General features: G+C 72.1%; 2 protein-coding genes. Both read right to left on the bottom strand.

The window, feature by feature from the left end; translation table 11 throughout:
- Positions 1-18 precede the first annotated feature (18 nt).
- A complete protein-coding gene (locus tag MQV74_RS36275) occupies positions 19-10,404 on the bottom strand; it encodes a type I polyketide synthase (RefSeq protein ID WP_374120819.1) in 10,386 nt (3,461 codons plus the stop codon).
- A gap of 51 nt (positions 10,405-10,455) precedes the next feature.
- Entirely contained in the window at positions 10,456-20,088 is a 9,633-nt protein-coding gene (locus tag MQV74_RS36270) for a type I polyketide synthase (protein WP_242727546.1), read from the bottom strand.
- Positions 20,089-20,115 lie beyond the last annotated feature (27 nt).

Here is a 20,115-nt window from a genome sequence, read left to right as displayed (position 1 = left end):
AGGGCGCTGGACACCGGTTCAGGACAGCCCGAGCTCGTTGTCGATGAAGGCGAACAGTTCGTCGTTGGAGGACGATCCGATCCGTTCGACCACCTCGGCGGAGCCGGAGTCGTCGGAAGCCTCGACCAGCTTCTCCAGGAGCTCCCTCAGCCGTCCGGCCACCTTCGTGCGCGCCTCGCCGTCGTCCATCACCTGGGAGAGCAAGGGCTCCAGCCTGTCGAGCTCGGCGAAGACCAGGGGCTCGCCCGTGCCGCCGTCCGGCAGGAGTTCCTCCCGCAGGTGGTCCACCAGCGCCGTGGGGGTCGGGTGGTCGAAGACCAGCACCGCCGACAGCCGCAGCCCGGTCTCCGCGTTGAGCCGGTTGCGCAGTTCCACCGTGGTCAGCGAGTCGAAGCCCATCTCCTTGAAGGCCATGTCGGGCTCCACCGCCTCCGGCGAGCCATGGCCGAGGACGGTGGCCACCTGTATCCGCACCAGGTCCAGCAGCGCCCGGTGTTGGTCGGCCGAGGAGAGACCCGCCAGGCGGTCCCGCAGCGACCCGGTGCCGGTGTGCGTGGTCTCCGACGCCGCGGCCCGGCGCCGGGGAACCCGCACCAGGCCGCGCAGCAGCGCGGGGACGTCGCCGGTGTGGGCCTGGACGCGCAGAGCGGCGAGGTCCACGTGGGTCGGCACGAGCACGGTTTCGTCGGTCCTGAGCGCGTCGTCGAACAGCGCGAGGCCCTCGCGCGAGCTGAGCGCGTTCAGCCCGGCTCGCGCGATGCGCTGGAGGTCCGCCTCGCCGAGGTCCCCGGTCATCTCACTGCGCTGCTCCCACATGCCCCAGGCCAGGGAGACCGCGGGGAGGCCGAGCCCGCGCCGCTGGTGTGCCAGGGCGTCCAGGAAGGCGTTGGCCGCGGCGTAGTTGGCCTGGCCGCCTCCACCGAAGTTGGAGGAGGCCGAGGAGAACACCACGAACGCGGAGAGGTCGAGGTCGCGGGTCAGCTCGTGCAGGTGCAGCGCCGCGTCCACCTTCGGACGCAGCACCCTGTCCACCCGCTCCGGCGTCAGCGACTCCACCACACCGTCATCCAGCACACCCGCCGCATGCACCACAGCCGACAACGGATACTCCGACCCGATCCCCGCCAGCAGACCCTCCACCGCACCACGATCAGCGACATCACACGCCACCGCCCGCACCTCGGCACCCAGCCCCGCCAGCTCCGCCACCAACTCCACCGCACCCGGCGCCTCCACGCCACGACGACTCGTCAGCACCAAAGAACGCACACCGTGCTCCACGACCAGGTGACGGGCCAGCAACGCACCCAGACCACCCGTACCACCCGTGATCAACACCGTGCCACGGCCGTCGAACGGCGGGGTCCCCGGTTCGGACAGGTCCTCGGCCGGGACCACCCGGGCCAGACGCGCCGCGAGGACCCGTCCGTCCCGCACGGCCACCTGCGGCTCCTCGGCGGTCAGCGCCGCCCGGAGCGCCGAGGACACGTCGCCGTGGTCCTCCGGGTCCAGGTCCACCAGCAGGAACTTCCCGGGGTGCTCGGTCTGCGCGGAGCGCAACAGGCCCCACACGGCGGCCTCGGCCGGGGTGCGCACCTCGCCGGAGGACCGGGCACCCATCGCACCGCGGGTCACGAACACCAGGTAGGAGTCGCCGAACCGCTCGTCGGTGACCCACGACCGCACCAGTTCCAGCGCGCGGTACGTGGCACCACGTACCCGTCCCGCCAGATCCGCCCCGTCGTCGATGCCGGCCGCGTCCGCGGCGCCCGCCACCATGACGACGTCCGGCGGCGTGGCCCCTGAGTCGACCGCCTCGCGCAGCGCGGCCAGATCCGCGTACGACACCACGTCGGCACCCGCGCCCTCCAGACCGGAGCGCACCCCCAGGCCGTCCGTGCCCAGCACGGCCCACGTCCCCTCGGAGGCCGGAGCCGGCGCGCCGACGGGAACGGGGGTCCAGTCCAGCCGGAAGAGCGAGTCATGCCCGGCCGCCGCGGAGTCGGCCGACTGGATCTGGCCCTCCGCCACCAGCCGCAGCACCAGGGAGTCGACGGTGGCCACGGCCCGACCGCTGGTGTCGGCCACGGCGAGGCCGATCGAGTCGGGCCCGAGCGAGCTGAGGCGCACCCTCAGCTCCGAGGCGCCCGTGGCCCGCAGCGATACGCCGGTCCAGGAGAACGGAAGCCTGGCAAGGCCCGCCTCCTCCTGCGGCACGAACATGACGGCCTGGACCGCCGCGTCCAGCAGGGCCGGGTGCAGTCCGAACCGCTCCGCGTCCGACGCGTTCTCCTCGGGCAGACGCACCTCGGCGAAGACCTCGTCACCGCGGATCCACACCGAGCGCAGCCCCTGGAAGACAGGGCCGTAGGCGAAGCCGCCCGCGGCCATCCGGGCGTAGACGTCCTCGATGTCGATCCGTTCGGCGCCCTCCGGGGGCCATACGGTGAGGTCGGCCCTGCCGGTGTCGTCCTGCGCACCGCTCCGCGCCAGCAGACCGGAGGCGTGCTGTGTCCACGGCTGCTCCATGGTGGAGTCCTCCAGCCGGGAGTACACGTTCAGCGAGCGCGTGCCGTTCTCGTCCGGTCCGCCCACCGCCAGCTGGAGATGGACCGCGCCCCGCTCGGGCAGCGCCAGCGGCGCCGTGAGGGTCAGCTCCTCGACCCGGTCGCATCCCACCTGGTCGGCGATGTGCAGGGCCAGTTCGAGGAAGGCGGTGCCGGGCAGCAGGATGGTGTCCTGCACCATGTGGTCGACGAGCCACGGATCGGTCTGCGGCGAGAGGCGGCTGGTGAACAGGAAGCCGTCCGCGTCGGGCAGTTCGACGGCGGCACCCAGCAGCGGATGCGTCGGCGGGACGAGCCCCACGGCGGTCACATCGCTGGCGAACGACGTCAGGGCCTCCAGCCAGTAGCGCTCCCGCTGGAAGGCGTACGTCGGCAACTCCACCGTCCGCGCGCCGCGCCCGGCGAAGACGGACTCCCACTCCACCGAGGCTCCGTGGACGTGGAGTTCGGCCAGCGCCGTCGTCAGCGCCCGCGCCTCGGGGCGGTCCTTGCGCAGCACCGCCACCATGACCGGCTCGGCGGTGCCCTCGGGACGGTCCGCCAGGCAGTCCCGCGCCATCGCGGTGAGCACACCGTCGGGGCCGACCTCGACGAACCGGTTCACGCCCAGTTCCTCCAACGCCCGTACCCCGTCGGCGAACCGCACGGCTTCGCGCACATGGCCGACCCAGTACTCCGGCGAACTCACCTCGTCCGCGGCCGCCGGCTCACCGGTCACATTGGAGACCAGGGAGATGGACGGCTCGGCGAAGGACAGCTCTTCGACGACCTTGCGGAAGTCGCCGAGCATCGCGTCCATGCGCGGGGAGTGGAAGGCGTGGCTGACGCGCAGGCGGCGGGTCTTACGGCCCTGCTCCGACCACTGTTCGGCGATTCCCAGTGCGGCGGCCTCGTCGCCCGCGATGACCACGGCGGTCGGACCGTTCACGGCGGCGACACTCACCTCGGTCTCACGGCCGACGAGCGATCCGGCGATCTCCTCCTCGGACGCCTCGATGGCGACCATGGCGCCGCCCTCCGGCAGGGCCTGCATCAGACGGCCACGCGCAGCCACCAGGGCGCACGCGTCTTCAAGGGAGAACACTCCGGCCACGTGCGCGGCGGCGATCTCACCGATGGAATGCCCGATCACCACGTCCGGGACGACACCCCAGTGCTCAAGGAGCCGGAACAGCGCCACTTCGACGGCGAACAGCGCGGGCTGCGTGAACGCCGTCCGGTCCAGCAGCTCGGCCTCCGCGCTGCCCTCCGCCGCGAACGCCACATCCCGCAGCGGACGGTCGAGCAGCGCGTCCACATGCGCGCACACCTCGTCCCACGCGTCGGCGAACACCGGGAACGCGTCGTACAACTCCCGGCCCATGCCGAGCCGTTGCGCGCCCTGACCCGAGAACAGGAACGCCGTCCTGCCGGAAGCCCCCGCCGTGCCCCGTACGACGCCGGGCGCGGTCTCGCCCTTCGCGAGGGCGTCGAGGGCACGCAGCATCTCCGCGCGGTCCTCGCCCACCAGGGCGGCCCGCTGGTCGAAGAGCGAACGGGTCGTCGCCAGGGAATAACCGACGTCCGCAGTGGGCGTGCGCTCCTCGGTGCGCGTGGCGAGTTGGTCCCGCAGCCGCTCGGCCTGGCCTCGCAGGGCGGCGTCGGTCCTGCCGGAGAGGATCCACGGCACCGGGACCCCGGTGGTGTCCGGGGCGGCCGTGGCCCGCGACGCCTCCGGCTCGTCGGCGACCGGCGCCTGCTCGATGATCGTGTGCGCGTTGGTGCCGCTCACACCGAAGGCGGACACCGCCGCCCGGCGCGGATGGTCCGTCTCCGGCCAGGGCACCGTCTCGGTCAGCAGCTCGACGTCGCCCGCCGACCAGTCCACATGCGGTGTCGCCTCGTCCACGTGCAAGGTCTTGGGCAGGACGCCCTCGCGCATGGCCATCACCATCTTGATGATGCCCGCGACACCGGCGGCGGCCTGCGTGTGACCGATGTTCGACTTGATGGCGCCCAGCAGCAACGGCCGGCCCTCGGGGCGGCCCTGGCCATAGGTGGCCAGCAGTGCCTGCGCCTCGATCGGGTCGCCGAGGGGCGTGCCGGTGCCATGGGCCTCGACCACGTCCACATCGGCGGAGGCCAACCGGGCACCGGCCAGCGTCTGCTCGATCAGCCGCTGCTGCGAAGGACCGTTGGGCGCCGTAAGACCATTGCTGGCGCCGTCCTGGTTGATCGCAGAACCCCGGATGACGGCCAGCACCTTGTGGCCGTTGCGCTGAGCGTCCGACAGCCGCTCCACCAGGAGCATGCCCACGCCCTCGGACCAGCCGGTGCCGTCGGCCGACGCCGCGAACGCCTTGCAGCGGCCGTCGAACGACAGTACGCGCTGGGCGCTGAACTCGATGAACGTGCCCGGTGTGGCCATGATCGTGACACCGCCGGCCAGTGCCACGGAGGACTCCCCCTGGCGCAGCGACTGCACGGCCATGTGCAGGGCGACCAGCGACGACGAACACGCGGTGTCCACCGTGACGGCCGGGCCCTCGAAGCCGAAGGTGTAGGAGATACGGCCGGAGGAGACGCTGGGGGCGCTGCCGAGGCCGAGATACCCCTCCACTCCTTCGGCGTCCCTCAGGATGCGTGAACCGTAGTCGTGGTAGTTGGAGCCGACGAAGACTCCGGTCTGGGTTCCGCGCAGCACCACGGGGTCGATGCCGGCGCGCTCGAACGCCTCCCAGGACGTCTCAAGCAGCAGCCGCTGCTGCGGGTCGATCGCCATCGCCTCGCGCGGCGAGATCCCGAAGAACGCCGGGTCGAAGTGCCCGACCTCCTCGAGGAAGCCGCCCGCCCGCACATAGCTGGTACCGGACTTCTCGGGATCCGGGTCGTAGAGGCTGTCGACGTCCCAGTCGCGGTCCTCGGGGAACCCGGAGATCACATCGCTCTCGGCCATCAGCAGGTCCCACAGCGCCTCGGGGGTGCGTACCCCGCCGGGGAACCGGCAGCTCATGCCGATGATGGCGATCGGCTCATCGGTGGCGACGGGCTTGTCGAGCGCCTCCGGCCGCTTGGGCGCGGCGGCGGTGGCGCCCCCGGTGACGGGCCGCTTGCCGAACATCTCGGTGTGCAGATACCGGGCCAGAACCGTGGCGGACGGGTAGTCGAAGACACAGGTGACCGGCAGCCGGAGGCCGGTGACCACGCCGAGGCGGTTGCGCAGCTCGACGGCGGTCAGCGAGTCGAAGCCGAGGTCGCGGAAGGCACGGTCGGCCTCCACCGCGTCGGCGCTGTCGAAGCCGAGGACGTCGGCGGCCTGGTTGCGCACCAGCTCCAGGAGGAGCTTGGGCTGCTCGGCGGGGGACAGCTCCGCCATCTCCCGGCGCAGCGCGGAGATGGCGTCGTCGCCGTCGCTCGCGTCCGCACCAGCGGTGGCAGCGGCAGCGGGACGGTTCAGCTCGGGCACCTCGCGGAACAGCGCGTTCGGACGGGAGCCGACGAACTCCGGCTGGAAGCGATCCCAGTCGATCTCGGCGATGACCAGGAACGTCTCGTCCAGTTCAAGCGCCTGCTGCATTCCGGAGATCGCCAGCTCGGGCGCCATCCCGACCACGCCGGAACGGTCCATCCGCTCGCCGACCCGGCCGGAGCCGAGTCCACCACCGGCCCAGGCACCCCAGGCGATCGAGGTCGCTGGGAGCCCGTCCGCGCGCCGCTGCAACGCCAGCGCGTCGAGGTAGGAATTGCCTGCCGCGTAACTGCCCTGTCCCGGGCCGCCCAGTGTGGCGGCGCCGGAGGAGAAGAGCACGAAGGCCGACAGGTCCATCCCCGCGGTCAGTTCGTGCAGATTCCGTGTCGCGTCCACCTTCGGACGCAACACCCCAGCCGCCCGCTCCACCGTCAGAGCGTCCACCACACCGTCATCCAGCACACCCGCCGTATGCACCACACCGGTCAGCGGGAACTCGCCCGGAATCGCCTCCAGCACCGCCGCCAGCGCCTCACGGTCCGCCGCATCACACGCCGCCACCGTCACCCGGGCACCCAGACCCTCAAGCTCCGCCTTCAGCTCGACAGCGCCCTCGGCCTCCATCCCGCGACGACTCGTCAGTACGAGATGCTCAGCACCCGTACGCGCCAGCCACCGGGCCACATGGCCACCCAGCGCACCCGTACCACCCGTCACCAACACCGAACCGCAGCTCTGCCAGGACCCTCGGCCCTCCGCGTCCTCGGCCGCCGTGGCCCGCACCATGCGCTTGGCGAACGCACCGGAGCCGCGCACCGCGACCTGGTCCTCGCCCTCCGCACCCGCCAGCACCCCGACCAGCCGGGCTGCCGCCCGGCTGTCCACGGTCTCGGGCAGATCGACCGCACCGCCCCAGCGCTGGGGATACTCCGCCCCCACGATCCGGCCCAGGCCCCACGCCAGCGACTGCACCGGGCTCACAAGGCGGTCGGAACGGCCCACCGACACCGCACCCCGGGTACCGCACCACAGGGGAGCCGTCACACCCGCATCACCCAGCCCCTGGACCAGCCCCACCAACGCGGCAAACCCAGCAGGAACACCCTCGAAGGCCCCATGCCCCGACTCGTCCAACGCCACCAGCGAGAACACACCCGCCACAGCCGAGGACTCCACCCCAGCCCCGCCGAGCGCCCCACGCAGCCGCTCCGCGACCGCCTCGCGGTCGTTGCCCGATGCGTCAAGGACCACGCGGACGACAGCGGCCCCGTTCGCCTCCAGCCCGTTCACCGTGGCGGACACGAGGGCGTCATCGGCGTGCGACGCGGGAAGGACGACGAGCCAGGTGCCCGAGAGGGCCGCGTCGGTGGCGGACGCCAGGGGCTTCCAGACCACCTTGTAACGCCAGCTGTCCACCGTGTTCTGCTCACGCCGCTGCCGACGCCACGACGACAACGCCGGAAGCAGCGCCGTCAACGACTGCTGCTCCTCGCCCTCCACCTCCAGCGTGCGGACCAGCGCCTCCAGGTCCTCGCGCTCGACGGCCTCCCAGAAACGGGCGTCCACGGCGTCCGCGCCCAGGGCGTCGGCGGGGGCCGACATCTCCCAGGCCGACACGTCCAGCCAGTACCGCTGCCGCTGGAAGGCGTACGTCGGCAGATCCACCCGGTGGGCGCTCCGGCCCCCGATCAGGGCGGTCCAGTCGACCGTGACACCACGCACGAACACCTCGGCGGCGGAGGTCAGGAACCGCTCGGCCCCGCCCTCGTCCCGCCGAAGGGTCCCGACGACCACGGCCTGCGCCTCGGCGGCCTCAACGGTCTGCTGCACCGGCAGGGTCAGCACCGGGTGCGGGCTCGCCTCGATGAACACGGTGTGACCGTCATCGAGCAGGAGGCGAGTCGTGGACTCCAGCTCCACCGTCTGCCGCAGATTCCGGTACCAGTACTCAGCATCCAGACCGGCGGTGTCCACCAGCTCACCGAACACCGTCGAGTAGAACGGCACTTCCGATGAGCGCGGCGCGATGTCCGCCAGTACCTTCAGCAACTCCTCGCGGATCTCCTCCACATGCGCGGAGTGCGAGGCGTAGTCCACCGGAACCCGACGGACCCGGACCTCCTCACCCTCCAGCTCCGCGACCATCTCATCCAGCGCACCCGCATCACCGGACACCACAACCGAACCCGGACCGTTGACCGCCGCAACGGATATCGCACCGTCCCAGGCAGCGATGCGCTCCCGCGCCTGGTCGACCGGAAGTCCGACCGACACCATGCCGCCACGGCCCGCGAGACCGGCCGCGATCGCCTGCGAGCGCAGGGTCACGACCTTCGCCGCGTCCTCCAGCGAGAGCGCACCCGCCACACACGCGGCGGCAATCTCGCCCTGGCTGTGACCCATCACCGCGTCCGGCTCCACACCCACCGAACGCCACAACCGCGCCAACGACACCATCACCGCGAACAACACCGGCTGCACCACATCCACCCGGTCAAACCCAGGCGCATCCCCGGCACCACGCAGCACATCCGTCAACGACCAGTCCACATAAGCCGACAACGCCGACTCACACTCACCAACCGCCTCCGCGAACACCGGCGAAGACTCCAGGAGACCCACCGCCATACCCACCCACTGCGCCCCCTGACCCGGGAACACAAACACCGAACGACCGGCGTCGCCGGTCCTCCCGCGTACCACTCCGTTCGACGTCGACGTGACGGTGTCCTCGGCGATCGCCTCAAGGCCCTGGAGGAGTGCCTCACGGTCGGCTCCGGTCACCACGGCCCGGTGCTCGAAGGCGGACCGGGTCGTGGCCAGCGAGAGAGCCACCTCCGCCACGTTCAACTCCGGGCGCTCCGCGAGAAATGCACGCAGCTGCCCGGCCTGCGCCCGCAGCGCCTCCGCGCCACGGCCCGACACCGGCCAGGCCACCGGGCCGTCGACGGCCCCGGTTCCGACGGGCTCGGCCTCCTCGACCGCTTCGGCCTCGGGAGCCTGCTCCAGGATGGTGTGCACATTGGTGCCGCTCATGCCGAACGAGGACACCGCGGCGCGCCTCGGGTGCTCCCGGTCCGGCCACGGGATCGACTCGTTCAGCAGGGAGACGGCGCCGCCGGTCCAGTCGATGTGCGGCGAGGGCTCGTCCGCGTGGAGCGTCTTGGGCAGCACGCCCGCACGCATGGCCATCACCATCTTGATGACACCCGCGACACCGGCGGCGGCCTGTGTGTGTCCGATGTTGGACTTGATGCCGCCCAGCCACAGCGGCTGGTCCGCGGGCCGGTCCTGCCCGTACGTGGCCATCAGCGCCTGCGCCTCGATCGGGTCACCCAGGGTGGTGCCCGTGCCGTGCGCCTCGACCGCGTCCACCTCGGCGGCCGACAGCCGGGCGCTGGTCAGCGCCTGCCGGATGACCCGCTGCTGCGAGATGCCGTTGGGCGCCGTCAGGCCGTTGGACGCGCCGTCCTGGTTGATGGCGGAGCCCCGCACGATGCCCAGCACCTGGTGGCCGTTGCGCCGGGCGTCGGACAGCCGCTCCACGAGCAGCATGCCGACGCCCTCGCCCCAGCCCGTGCCGTCGGCCGCGGCTCCGAACGGCTTGCACCGGCCGTCCGCGGCAAGGCCGCGCTGTCGGCTGAACTGGACGAACGCCGACGGGGTGGACATCACCGTGACACCACCGGCCAGCGCGAGTGTGCACTCGCGCTGGCGCAGCGCCTGAACGGCGAGGTGCAGGGCCACGAGGGACGACGAACAGGCCGTGTCCACGGAGAGCGCGGGGCCCTCCAGACCCATGGTGTAGGAGATCCGGCCGGAGACGATGCTCGCCGCATTGCCGGTGCCCGAGTGGCCCTCGACATCCTCCAGGCTCTCGGCCGCGCCGAGCGTGAGCATGGAGTAGTCCTGGCCGTTGGTGCCGACGAACACACCGGTCCTGCTGCCCCGCAGGGACATCGGGTCGATGCCCGCGCGCTCGCACGCCTCCCAGGACGTCTCAAGCAGCAGCCGCTGCTGGGGGTCCATCGACAGCGCCTCACGCGGGGAGATCCCGAAGAACGCCGGGTCGAACCGGTCGGCGTTCTCCAGGAATCCGCCCTCGGTCGTATAGCTGGTGCCGGGGCGGTCCGGGTCCTCGTCGTAGAGGGCGTCGATGTCCCAGCCCCGGTCCATGGGGAATTCCGTGATCGCGTCGGTACCGTCCGCCACCACGCGCCACAGGTCTTCGGGAGAGCTCACCCCGCCGGGGAACCGGCAGCTCATGGCGACGATCGCGATCGGTTCCTGGTCGGCCGACTCGGCCTCGAGCAGGCGCTGGCGGGTCTGCTGGAGATCCGCGGTCACCCGCTTGAGATAGTCGAGAAGCTTCTCTTCGTTCATTGTTATGTCACCCATGGAAGTAGTAAGGAACGACCCTCGGGAACCGACCGCGCCAGCTCAGGAGAGACCGAGCTCCTTGTCGATGAAGTCGAAGATCTCGTCCGACGTCGCCGACTGGATCTTGTCCGGAACCGCCTTCTTGCCGGAGTTGCGCGCATCCTGCTCCGCCTCTCCCCACTTCAGGAGGAGCGTCTGCAGACGCGTCGTGATCCTCGGCCGGTCCACGTCGTCGGCGGAGATCGTGGCCATCGCCGCTTCGATCCGGTCCAGCTCACCGAGGATCGGTGTGGCTGCCGAGACCCCGTCCTCGACGACATCGGTACGCAGTCGCCGGGCGAGCGCCACGGGCGTCGGGTGGTCGAAGACGATCGTCGCGGGCAGGCGCAGGCCCGTTGCCGCGTCGAGCCGGTTCCGCAGTTCGACGGCGGTCAGCGAGTCGAAGCCGAGTTCCCGGAAGGCCCGCTGGGACTCGACCGACTCCACCGACGGGAAGCCGAGTACGACGGCCACCTGGGTGGTGACCAGGTCGAGCAGCGCTCGTTCCTGCTCCGGCTCCGGCAGTCCGGCGAGCCGCTCACGCAGTTCCGAACCACCGGTCTCGAACCGCGCGGTGGTGCCGCCCGCGGCCGCGGCCTCCAGGATCCGCCGCGCCTCGGGCATCTCGTCCAGCAGCCTGCTGGCCCGTACGGCGGTGTAGGACGGGACGAATCGCTCCCAGTCGAGGTCGGCGATGGCCAGGTGTGTCTCCTGGAGGTCGAGGGCCTGCTGGAGTGCCATGACCGCCAGCTCCGGCGTCATCGCGGCCATGCCGCCGCGCCGCAGCCGGTCCTCCAGCGCCCCGTCGACCGCCATGCCGCCCTCGGCCCACGGGCCCCAGGCCACCGAGGTGGCGGGGAGCCCCTGGGCCCGGCGCTGCTGCGCCAGGGCGTCGAGGTAGGCGTTGGCCGCCGCGTAACTGCCCTGGCCCGCCCCGCCGATCGCCCCGGCGAGCGAGGAGAACAGCACGAACGCGGACAGGTCGAGGCCCTCGGTGAGCTCGTGCAGATGGCGGGCCCCGTCCACCTTGGGGCGCAGCACGCCCGCCACCCGCTCCACCGACATCGAGTCCAGGACGCCGTCGTCCAGGACGCCCGCCGCGTGCACGACGGCGTTCAGCGGATACCGCTCGGGGATGGCGGCCAGTAGGGCGGCCAGGGCGTCGCGGTCGGCGGTGTCACAGGCCGCGACGGTCACCTCGGCGCCCAGGGCGGTGAGTTCGTCGCGCAGTTCGGCCGCGCCGTCGGCTTCCGGGCCACGGCGGCTGGTCAGCACCAGGTGCTCGGCGCCGGCGCCCGCCAGCCACCGGGCCACCTGGCTGCCCACTCCCCCGGTGCCGCCGGTCACAAGGACCGAGCCACGCGCGCTCCACGGCCGGGCCGTGGTCCGCGGCGCGGCGGCCCGCACCAGGCGCCGGGTGAACACGCCGGACGTGCGCACCGCCACCTGGTCCTCGAACTCGCCCGCACCGCCGCCCAGCACACCGGACAGCCGGTTCGCGGCCCGCTCGTCCAGCGTCTCCGGGAGGTCCACCAGACCGCCCCAAAGCTTGGGGTGCTCCAGTCCGGCGACCCGGCCGAGGCCCCAGATCTGCGCCTGGGCGGCGCTGCGCAGAGTGTCGGATCCGGTCACCGACACGGCGCCTCGGGTCGCCACCCACAGCGGAGCCTCGACACCGGCGTCCACGAGTGCCTGCAGCGCGACGAGGTTCAGCGCGAGCCCTCGCGGCACCACCGTGTGCCCGGCGCAGGCGTCCTCATCCAGGGCCAGCAGGGAGAGCACCCCGCTGACGGCCCCGTCGGACGCGCCTTCGACCGCGGTGCGCAGCTGCTCGGCGACCGCCGCGCGGTCGATGTCCGCCGCACCGTCGAGCACGATCCGCGCCACGTCCGCGCCCTGCCGTTCGAGCATGGTCACCGCGGAGGTGACCAGCGCGTCGTCGGCGTACGGCTGGGGAACCATGACCATCCAGGTGCCGGTCAGCTCCCGCTCCGCGAGCTCGGACACCGCGTTCCACGCGATCTGGTAGCGCCAGCCGTCCACCGTGGACCGCTCTCGGTGGCCCTTGCGGTACGACGCCAGGGCGGGGAGCACCTCGGTCAGCGAGGCGTCTCCGTCCACGTGCAGCGCGGTGGTCAGCGCCTCCATGTCCTCGCGCTCGACCGCGTCCCAGAACCGGGCGTCGACCGAGTCCACCCAGGCGGAGGGGTCGGAGGCACCGCCCTCGGAGGCACCGCCCTCGGGGGCATCCAGCCAGTACCGCTGCCGCTGGAACGCGTACGTCGGCAGCTCGACCCGCCGGACGTCCTGGCCGGCGAACAGGGCCTCCCAGTCGACGGTGGCGCCGTGGACGTGGAGTTCGGCCAGCGCCGTCGTCAGTGCCTGGGCCTCGGTGCGGCCCCTGCGCAGCGCGGGCACCACGACGGGGGCCGAAGTCTCCTCCGCCGTCAGGCAGTCCCGTGCCATCGCCGCGAGCACACCGTCGGGGCCGACCTCGAAGAACCTGGTCACGCCCGCGTTCTCCAGGGAGCGCAGCCCGTCCAGGAAGCGTACGGCCTCCCGGACATGGCGCACCCAGTACTCCGGCGAGCACACCTCGTCGGCGCCCGCCGGCTTGCCCGTCACATTGGACACCAGGGAGATGGCGGGCGGGGCGAAGGCCAGTCCCTCGACGACCTTGCGGAAGTCGTCCAGCATCGCGTCCATGCGCGGCGAGTGGAAGGCGTGGCTGACCCGCAGGCGGCTCGTCCTGCGCTCCTGCTCCGACCACTGACCGGCGATCTCCAGCACCGGCGCCTCGTCACCCGCGATGACCACGGCCGTCGGACCGTTGACCGCAGCGACGCTCACCTCGGCCTCACGACCGATCAGCGACGGAGCGATCTCCTCCTCGGATGCCTCGATGGCGACCATCGCCCCGCCCTCGGGCAGGGCCTGCATCAACCGGCCACGGGCGGCGACCAGCGTGCACGCGTCCTGAAGCGAGAACACCCCCGCCACATGCGCGGCGGCGATCTCACCGATGGAGTGACCCATCACCACATCCGGTGCCACACCCCACGCGGACAGCAGCCGGAACAGCGCCACTTCGACGGCGAACAGCGCGGGCTGCGTGAACGCCGTCCGGTCCAGCAGCTCGGCGTCGGCACTGCCTTCCGCCGCGAACATCACGTCCTTCAGCGGACGGTCCAGCGCGACGTCCAGGTGCGCGCACACCTCGTCCAGCGCGCGGGCGAACACCGGGAAGGCGTCGTACAACTCCCGCCCCATGCCCAGGCGTTGCGCGCCCTGACCCGAGAACAGAAACGCCGTGATCCCCGTGGGATTCGCGACCGAGCGCACGACGCCGGGGGCGTCCTCGGCGGTGGCGACGGCCTCAAGACCGCGCAGCAGCTCCGCACGGTCCGCGCCGGTCAGTACGGCACGGTGCTCGAACACCGAACGGGTGGCGACCAGGGAGTAGCCCACGTCCTTCAGGTTCAGCTCCGGACGGGCGGTCAGCTGTGCCCGCAGTCGTCGCGCCTGGGCGCGCAGCCCGTCCGCGCTCCGGGCGGAGAGCGTCCAGGGCGCCGTGCCGCGGTCGTCGGGAGACGCCCCTTCGGCCGGTCGGGTGTCCTCGGTGTCCGAGGGGGCCTGCTCGATGATGGTGTGCGCGTTGGTGCCGCTCACGCCGAAGGCGGAGACACCGGCCCGGCGCGGCTGCCCGGTCTCGGGCCACTCGGTGGACTCCGTCAGCAGCCGCACCTCACCCGCCGACCAGTCCACCTGCGTCGACGGCTCGTCCACATGCAGCGTCTTCGGCAGGACGCCGTGCCGCATCGCCATGACCATCTTGATGACACCGGCGAGTCCGGACGCGGCCTGGGTGTGGCCGATGTTCGACTTCAGAGCGCCCAGCAGCAGCGGGCGGCCCTCCGGCCGGTCCTGGCCGTAGGTGGCCAGCAGCGCCTGCGCCTCGATCGGGTCACCCAGCGAGGTGCCCGTACCGTGCGCCTCCACCACGTCGACCTCGGCGGCCGACACCCCGGCGCTGGCCAGCGCCTGCCGGATCACCCGCTGCTGCGACGGCCCGTTGGGCGCCGTAAGACCATTGCTGGCACCGTCCTGGTTGACGGCCGAACCCCGCACGATGCCCAGCACCTGGTGGCCGTTGCGCCGCGCGTCCGACAGCCGCTCCACGAGCAGCACATCGGCGCCCTCGCTCCAGCCCGTTCCGTCCGCCGCCGCCGCGAACGGCTTGCAGCGGCCGTCGGGCGCGAGCCCGCCCTGCCGGCTGAACTCGACGAACGCCATCGGAGTGGCCATCACCGCCACACCCCCGACCAGCGCCATGTCGCACTCGCCCTGACGCAGCGACTGGCAGGCCAGGTGCAGGGCCACCAGCGACGAGGAGCAGGCGGTGTCCACCGTGATGGCGGGGCCTTCCAGGCCGTAGGTGTAGGCGAGACGGCCGGAGACGACGCTGCCGGCGTTACCGGTCAGCAGGTGGCCCTCGACGTCCTCGGGCACCGTCTCCAGGTTGGTGCCGTATCCGGAGCCCGAGAAGCCGACGAACACACCGGTCTGGCTGCCCCGCACCGATGCGGGGTTGATGCCCGCCCGCTCGAACGCCTCCCAGGAGGTCTCCAGGAGCAGGCGCTGCTGCGGGTCGGTCGCCAGGGCCTCGCGGGGCGAGATCCCGAAGAAGCCGGGGTCGAACTCGCCCGCGTCGTAGAGGAATCCGCCTTCCCGGGCGTAGAACGTGCCCGGCCGGTCCGGGTCGGGGTCGTACATCCCCGAAAGGTCCCAGCCGCGGTCCGACGGGAACGACGAGATGGCGTCACCGCCGCCGTCGATCAGCTGCCACAGGTCCTCCGGGCTCCGCACCCCACCGGGCAGGCGGCAGCTCATGGAGACGATCGCGATGGGCTCGTCGTCCGCGCCGGAGCCCGCGGGGCCCCCGGGGCCGGTGGCCGGTGCCGGGGACGTGGTGCCCAGGACCTCGGTGCGCAGATGCGCCGCGAGCACGCCGGCGCTGGGGTAGTCGAAGACCAGCGTGGCGGGGAGGCCGAGACCGGTCTCGGCGGCCAGTCGGTTGCGCAGGTCGACCGCGGTCAGCGAGTCGAAGCCCAGGTCGCGGAAGGCCCGGTTCGGCTCGACCGTCTCGGCGGAGGAGTAGCCGAGTACGGAGGCGGCGTGCCTGCGCACCAGATCGAGCAGCGCCCGGTCCCGCTCGCCCTCGGTGAGCGGCTTCAGCCGTTCACGCAACTGGGCCCCGGCGGCGTCGCCGCTCTCGCCGTCGCCGCTCTTCGTCTCCAGCGCCCGGACCTCGTCGAGGTCGCTCAGGAACGGGCTGGGCCGGACCGCGGTGAACGAGGGCGCGAACCGCTCCCAGTCCACGTCGACGACCGTGACCACACCGTCGTCACCGGCCACCGCGCGTTCCAGAGCGGCGATCGCCAACTGGGGCGCCATCGCGGGCAGTCCGCGACGCGCCAGCTGCTCCCCCGCGTCGCCCCGGGTGGCCATGCCGCCCTCGGCCCAGGGGCCCCAGGAGACGGCGGTGCCCGCGAGACCCCGCGCACGGCGCCGCTCGACCAGCGCGTCCAGGAAGGCGTTTCCGGAGCCGTAGACGCCCTGGCTGCCGCCGCCCCACACACCGGAGATGGAGGAGAAGACCACGAAGGCGTCGAGCTCACGGTCGCCGAGCAGCTCGTCCAGGTTGACGGCGCCCGCCACCTTGCCGGACACGACCGTCGCCGCGTCGGCGAGCTCCGTCTCCAGCAGGGAGGCCGCGAGCGTGACACCCGCCGCGTGCACCACCGCGGTGAGCGGCCGGTGCTCCGGTACGGCGTCCAGGACCGCGGCGAGCGCGTCGCGATCGGCGGCGTCGCACGCGGCCACCGTCACCTCGGCGCCCATGCCTTCCAGCTCCGCCTTCAACTCGGCGGCGCCCTCGGCCTCCGGACCACGACGGCTCGTCAGTACGACATGTTCGGCGCCGCTACGGACCAGCCAGCGGGCCACCTGCCCGCCGATCCCGCCCGTGCCACCGGTCACCAGCACGGTGCCGCGCGCCTGCCACGAGGTCTCCTCGCCGACGGCCGGCGCGGACCGCACCAGACGGCGTACGAAGACACCGGAGCCGCGCACCGCGACCTGGTCCTCGCCGCCCTCGACGGACAGCACACCGGCCAGCCGTTCCGCACCGCGCCGGTCCAGCGTCTCGGGCAGATCGACCAGACCGCCCCACAGCGGCGGGAGTTCCAGACCGGCCACCCGGCCCAGCGCCCAGACCATCGCCTGCGCCGGGCTGGTGAGCCGGTCCGAACGGCCCACCGAGACGGCACCGCGCGTACCGCACCACAGCCGGGCCGGAAGGTCGGCCGCGACCATGGCGCGCACCAGCACCAGGGTCAGCGCATAGCCGCCGGTCAGCTCCGGATGGCCGGGGCAGGGCCGCTCGTCCAGAGCGAGCAGCGACAGCACACCGCCCAGCTCGGGCGCCTCGGCGGCCACCGCGCGCAGCCGCTCCGCCAGCGCATCCGTGTCGAGGTCCCGCTCGTCCACGACGACCGGGACGACACTCGCGCCATGCCGTTCCAGACCGGCGACAACGCCCGAGACCAGTTCGTCCTCGGCGCGGGACGCCGGAACCACCACGAGCCACGTCCCCGACAGCGAGCCGTCGGCGGCGTCGGAGAGCGGCTTCCACGAGACCCGATAGCGCCAGCCGTCGATCGTGGACCGGTCGCGGTTGTTGCGGTGATACGCGGACAGGGCAGGCAGCACGGCGCTCAGCGGCGCCTCGCTGTCGACCGCCAGCGTCCCCGCAAGGGACTCCAGGTCCTGGCGCTGTACCACGTCCCAGAACCGCTCGTCGACGGAGCCGGTGCCGTCGCCCACGCCTCCACCGGGCAGCAGGCCGAATCCGTCAAGCCAGTAGCGCTCGCGCTGGAAGGCGTACGTCGGCAGCTCGACCCGCCGACCGCCACGGCCCTCCAGAGTGACGGCCCAGTCGACCTTGACGCCCCGCGCGAACACCTCGGCGGCGGAGGCCAGGAACCGCTCGGCCCCGCCCTCGTCCCGCCGAAGGGTCCCCACGACCACGGCCTGCGCCTCAGCGGCCTCAACGGTCTGCTGCACCGGCAGGGTGAGTACGGGGTGCGGGCTGACCTCGATGAACACGCCGTGCCCACTGCCGAGCAGGGTACGGGTAGTGGCCTCCAGCTCGACGGTCTGGCGCAGGTTGCGGTACCAGTACTCAGCATCCAGACCGGCGGTGTCCACCAGCTCACCGGACACCGTCGAGTAGAACGGCACCTCCGATGAGCGCGGCGCGATGTCCGCCAGAACCTTCAGCAACTCTTCGCGGATCTCCTCCACATGCGCGGAGTGCGAGGCGTAATCCACCGGAACCCGACGGACCCGGACCTCCTCACCCTCCAGCTCCGCGACCATCTCATCCAGCGCACCCGCATCACCGGACACCACAACCGAACCCGGACCGTTGACCGCCGCGACGGATATCGCACCACCCCACCGGGCGATGCGCTCCCGCGCCTGGTCGACCGGAAGCCCGACCGACACCATGCCACCACGACCCGCAAGACCGGCCGCGATCGCCTGCGAACGCAAGGTCACCACCTTCGCCGCGTCCTCCAGCGAGAGCGCACCCGCCACACACGCGGCGGCAATCTCACCCTGGCTGTGACCCATCACCGCATCCGGCACCACACCCACCGAACGCCACAACCGCGCCAACGACACCATCACCGCAAACAACACCGGCTGCACCACATCCACCCGGTCAAACCCAGGCGCATCCCCGGCACCACGCAACACATCCGTCAACGACCAGTCCACATAAGCCGACAACGCCGACTCACACTCACCAACCGCCTCCGCGAACACCGGCGAGGACTCCAACAACCCCACCGCCATACCCACCCACTGCGCCCCCTGACCCGGGAACACAAACACCGAACGGCCACGCACATCGGCCACGCCACGCGTCACACCCGAGGCCGCCTCGCCCCCGGCCAACGCGTCCAACCGCGCCAGAAGCTCGTCACGACCGGTACCCGTCACCACCCCACGGTGCTCGAACACCGAACGCGACGACACCAACGACAACGCCACATCCGCAGCACCCAACTCCGGGCGCTCGGCCACGAACTCCCGCAGTCGCCCCGCCTGTGCCCGCAGTCCGGCCGCGCTGCGGCCGGACACCACCCAGGCCACCGGACCGTCGACGGCCTCGGCCTCGGGCTCCGCCGCCTCCTCGGCTTCCGGGGCCTGCTCCAGGATCGCGTGCGCGTTCGTCCCGCTGATGCCGAACGAGGACACACCCGCCCGCCGGGGCCGCTCGGTCTCGGGCCAGGGCCTCGACTCGTTGAGCAGCCGGATGTCGCCCTCGGACCAGTCGACCTGGGTGGACGGCTCGTCCGCGTGGAGGGTCTTGGGCAGCACACCCTCGCGCATGGCCATCACCATCTTGATGACCCCGCCGACACCGGCGGCGGACTGGGAGTGGCCGATGTTGGACTTCAGGGAGCCCAGCCACAGCGGCTGTTCCTCCGGCCGGTCCTGGCCGTACGTGGCCAGCAGCGCCTGCGCCTCGATCGGGTCACCCAGCGACGTACCCGTACCGTGCGCCTCCACCGCGTCCACGTCGGCCGGTGTCAGGCCCGCGTTCTTCAGTGCCAGGCGGATCACGCGGCGCTGCGAGGGGCCGTTGGGCGCCGTGAGACCGTTGCTCGCGCCGTCCTGGTTGATCGCGCTGCCCCGTACGACGGCCAGCACGGGGTGGCCGTTGCGGCGGGCGTCCGAGAGCCGCTCCAGGAGGAGCAGGCCCACGCCCTCGGCCCAGCCGGTGCCGTCGGCGCCCGCACCGAACGCCTTGCACCGGCCGTCGGGAGCGAGCCCGCCCTGCCGACTGAACTCCACGAACATGCTGGGGGTGAACATGACCGCGACGCCGCCCGCCAGGGCCAGCGAGCACTCCTCCTGGCGGAGCGCCTGGCAGGCCAGGTGCAGGGCGACCAGCGACGACGAACACGCCGTGTCCACCGTCACCGCGGGCCCTTCCAGGCCCAGGGTGTAGGCCACCCGGCCGGACACCACGGAGGTGGCGTTGCCCGCGAGCAGCAGCCCCTCGACGCCTTCGGGCATCTCGCTCACTCCGGCGCCGTAGCCGGAGGACGAAGCGCCGACGAACACACCGCTTTGGCTGCCCCGCACCGACGCCGGGTCGATCCCGGCGCGCTCGAACGCCTCCCACGCGGTCTCAAGCAGCAGCCGCTGCTGCGGGTCGGTGGCGAGCGCCTCCCGCGGGCTCATGGAGAAGAAGCCGGGGTCGAAGTCGCCGGGGGCGTCCAGGAATCCGCCCTCGCGGACGGAGAAGGTCCCGGACCGCTCCGCGTCGGGGTCGAAGAAGCCGTCGACGTCCCAGCCCCGGTCGGGTGGGAACTCGGTGATGCCGTCACCGCCCTCGGCGACGAGCCGCCACAGCTCCTCCGGAGTCTTCACGCCTCCGGGGTACCGGCAGCTCATCGCCACGATGGCGATGGGCTCCCGGTCCCGCTCCTCCACCTGTCGAAGTCGCCGACGAGCCTGACGCAGGTCACCCGTCACCTTCTTGAGGTAGTCAAGGAGTTTTTCGTCTTCCGCCACTATCCCCAGCCCCTTGAAACACTCTGT

Origin of the sequence: Streptomyces sp. AN091965 (assembly GCF_022698285.1) — a bacterium.
Taxonomy (GTDB): domain Bacteria; phylum Actinomycetota; class Actinomycetes; order Streptomycetales; family Streptomycetaceae; genus Streptomyces.
Note: the sequence above shows the minus strand (reverse complement) of the source record. Positions and strands in the feature narration are given on the sequence as shown.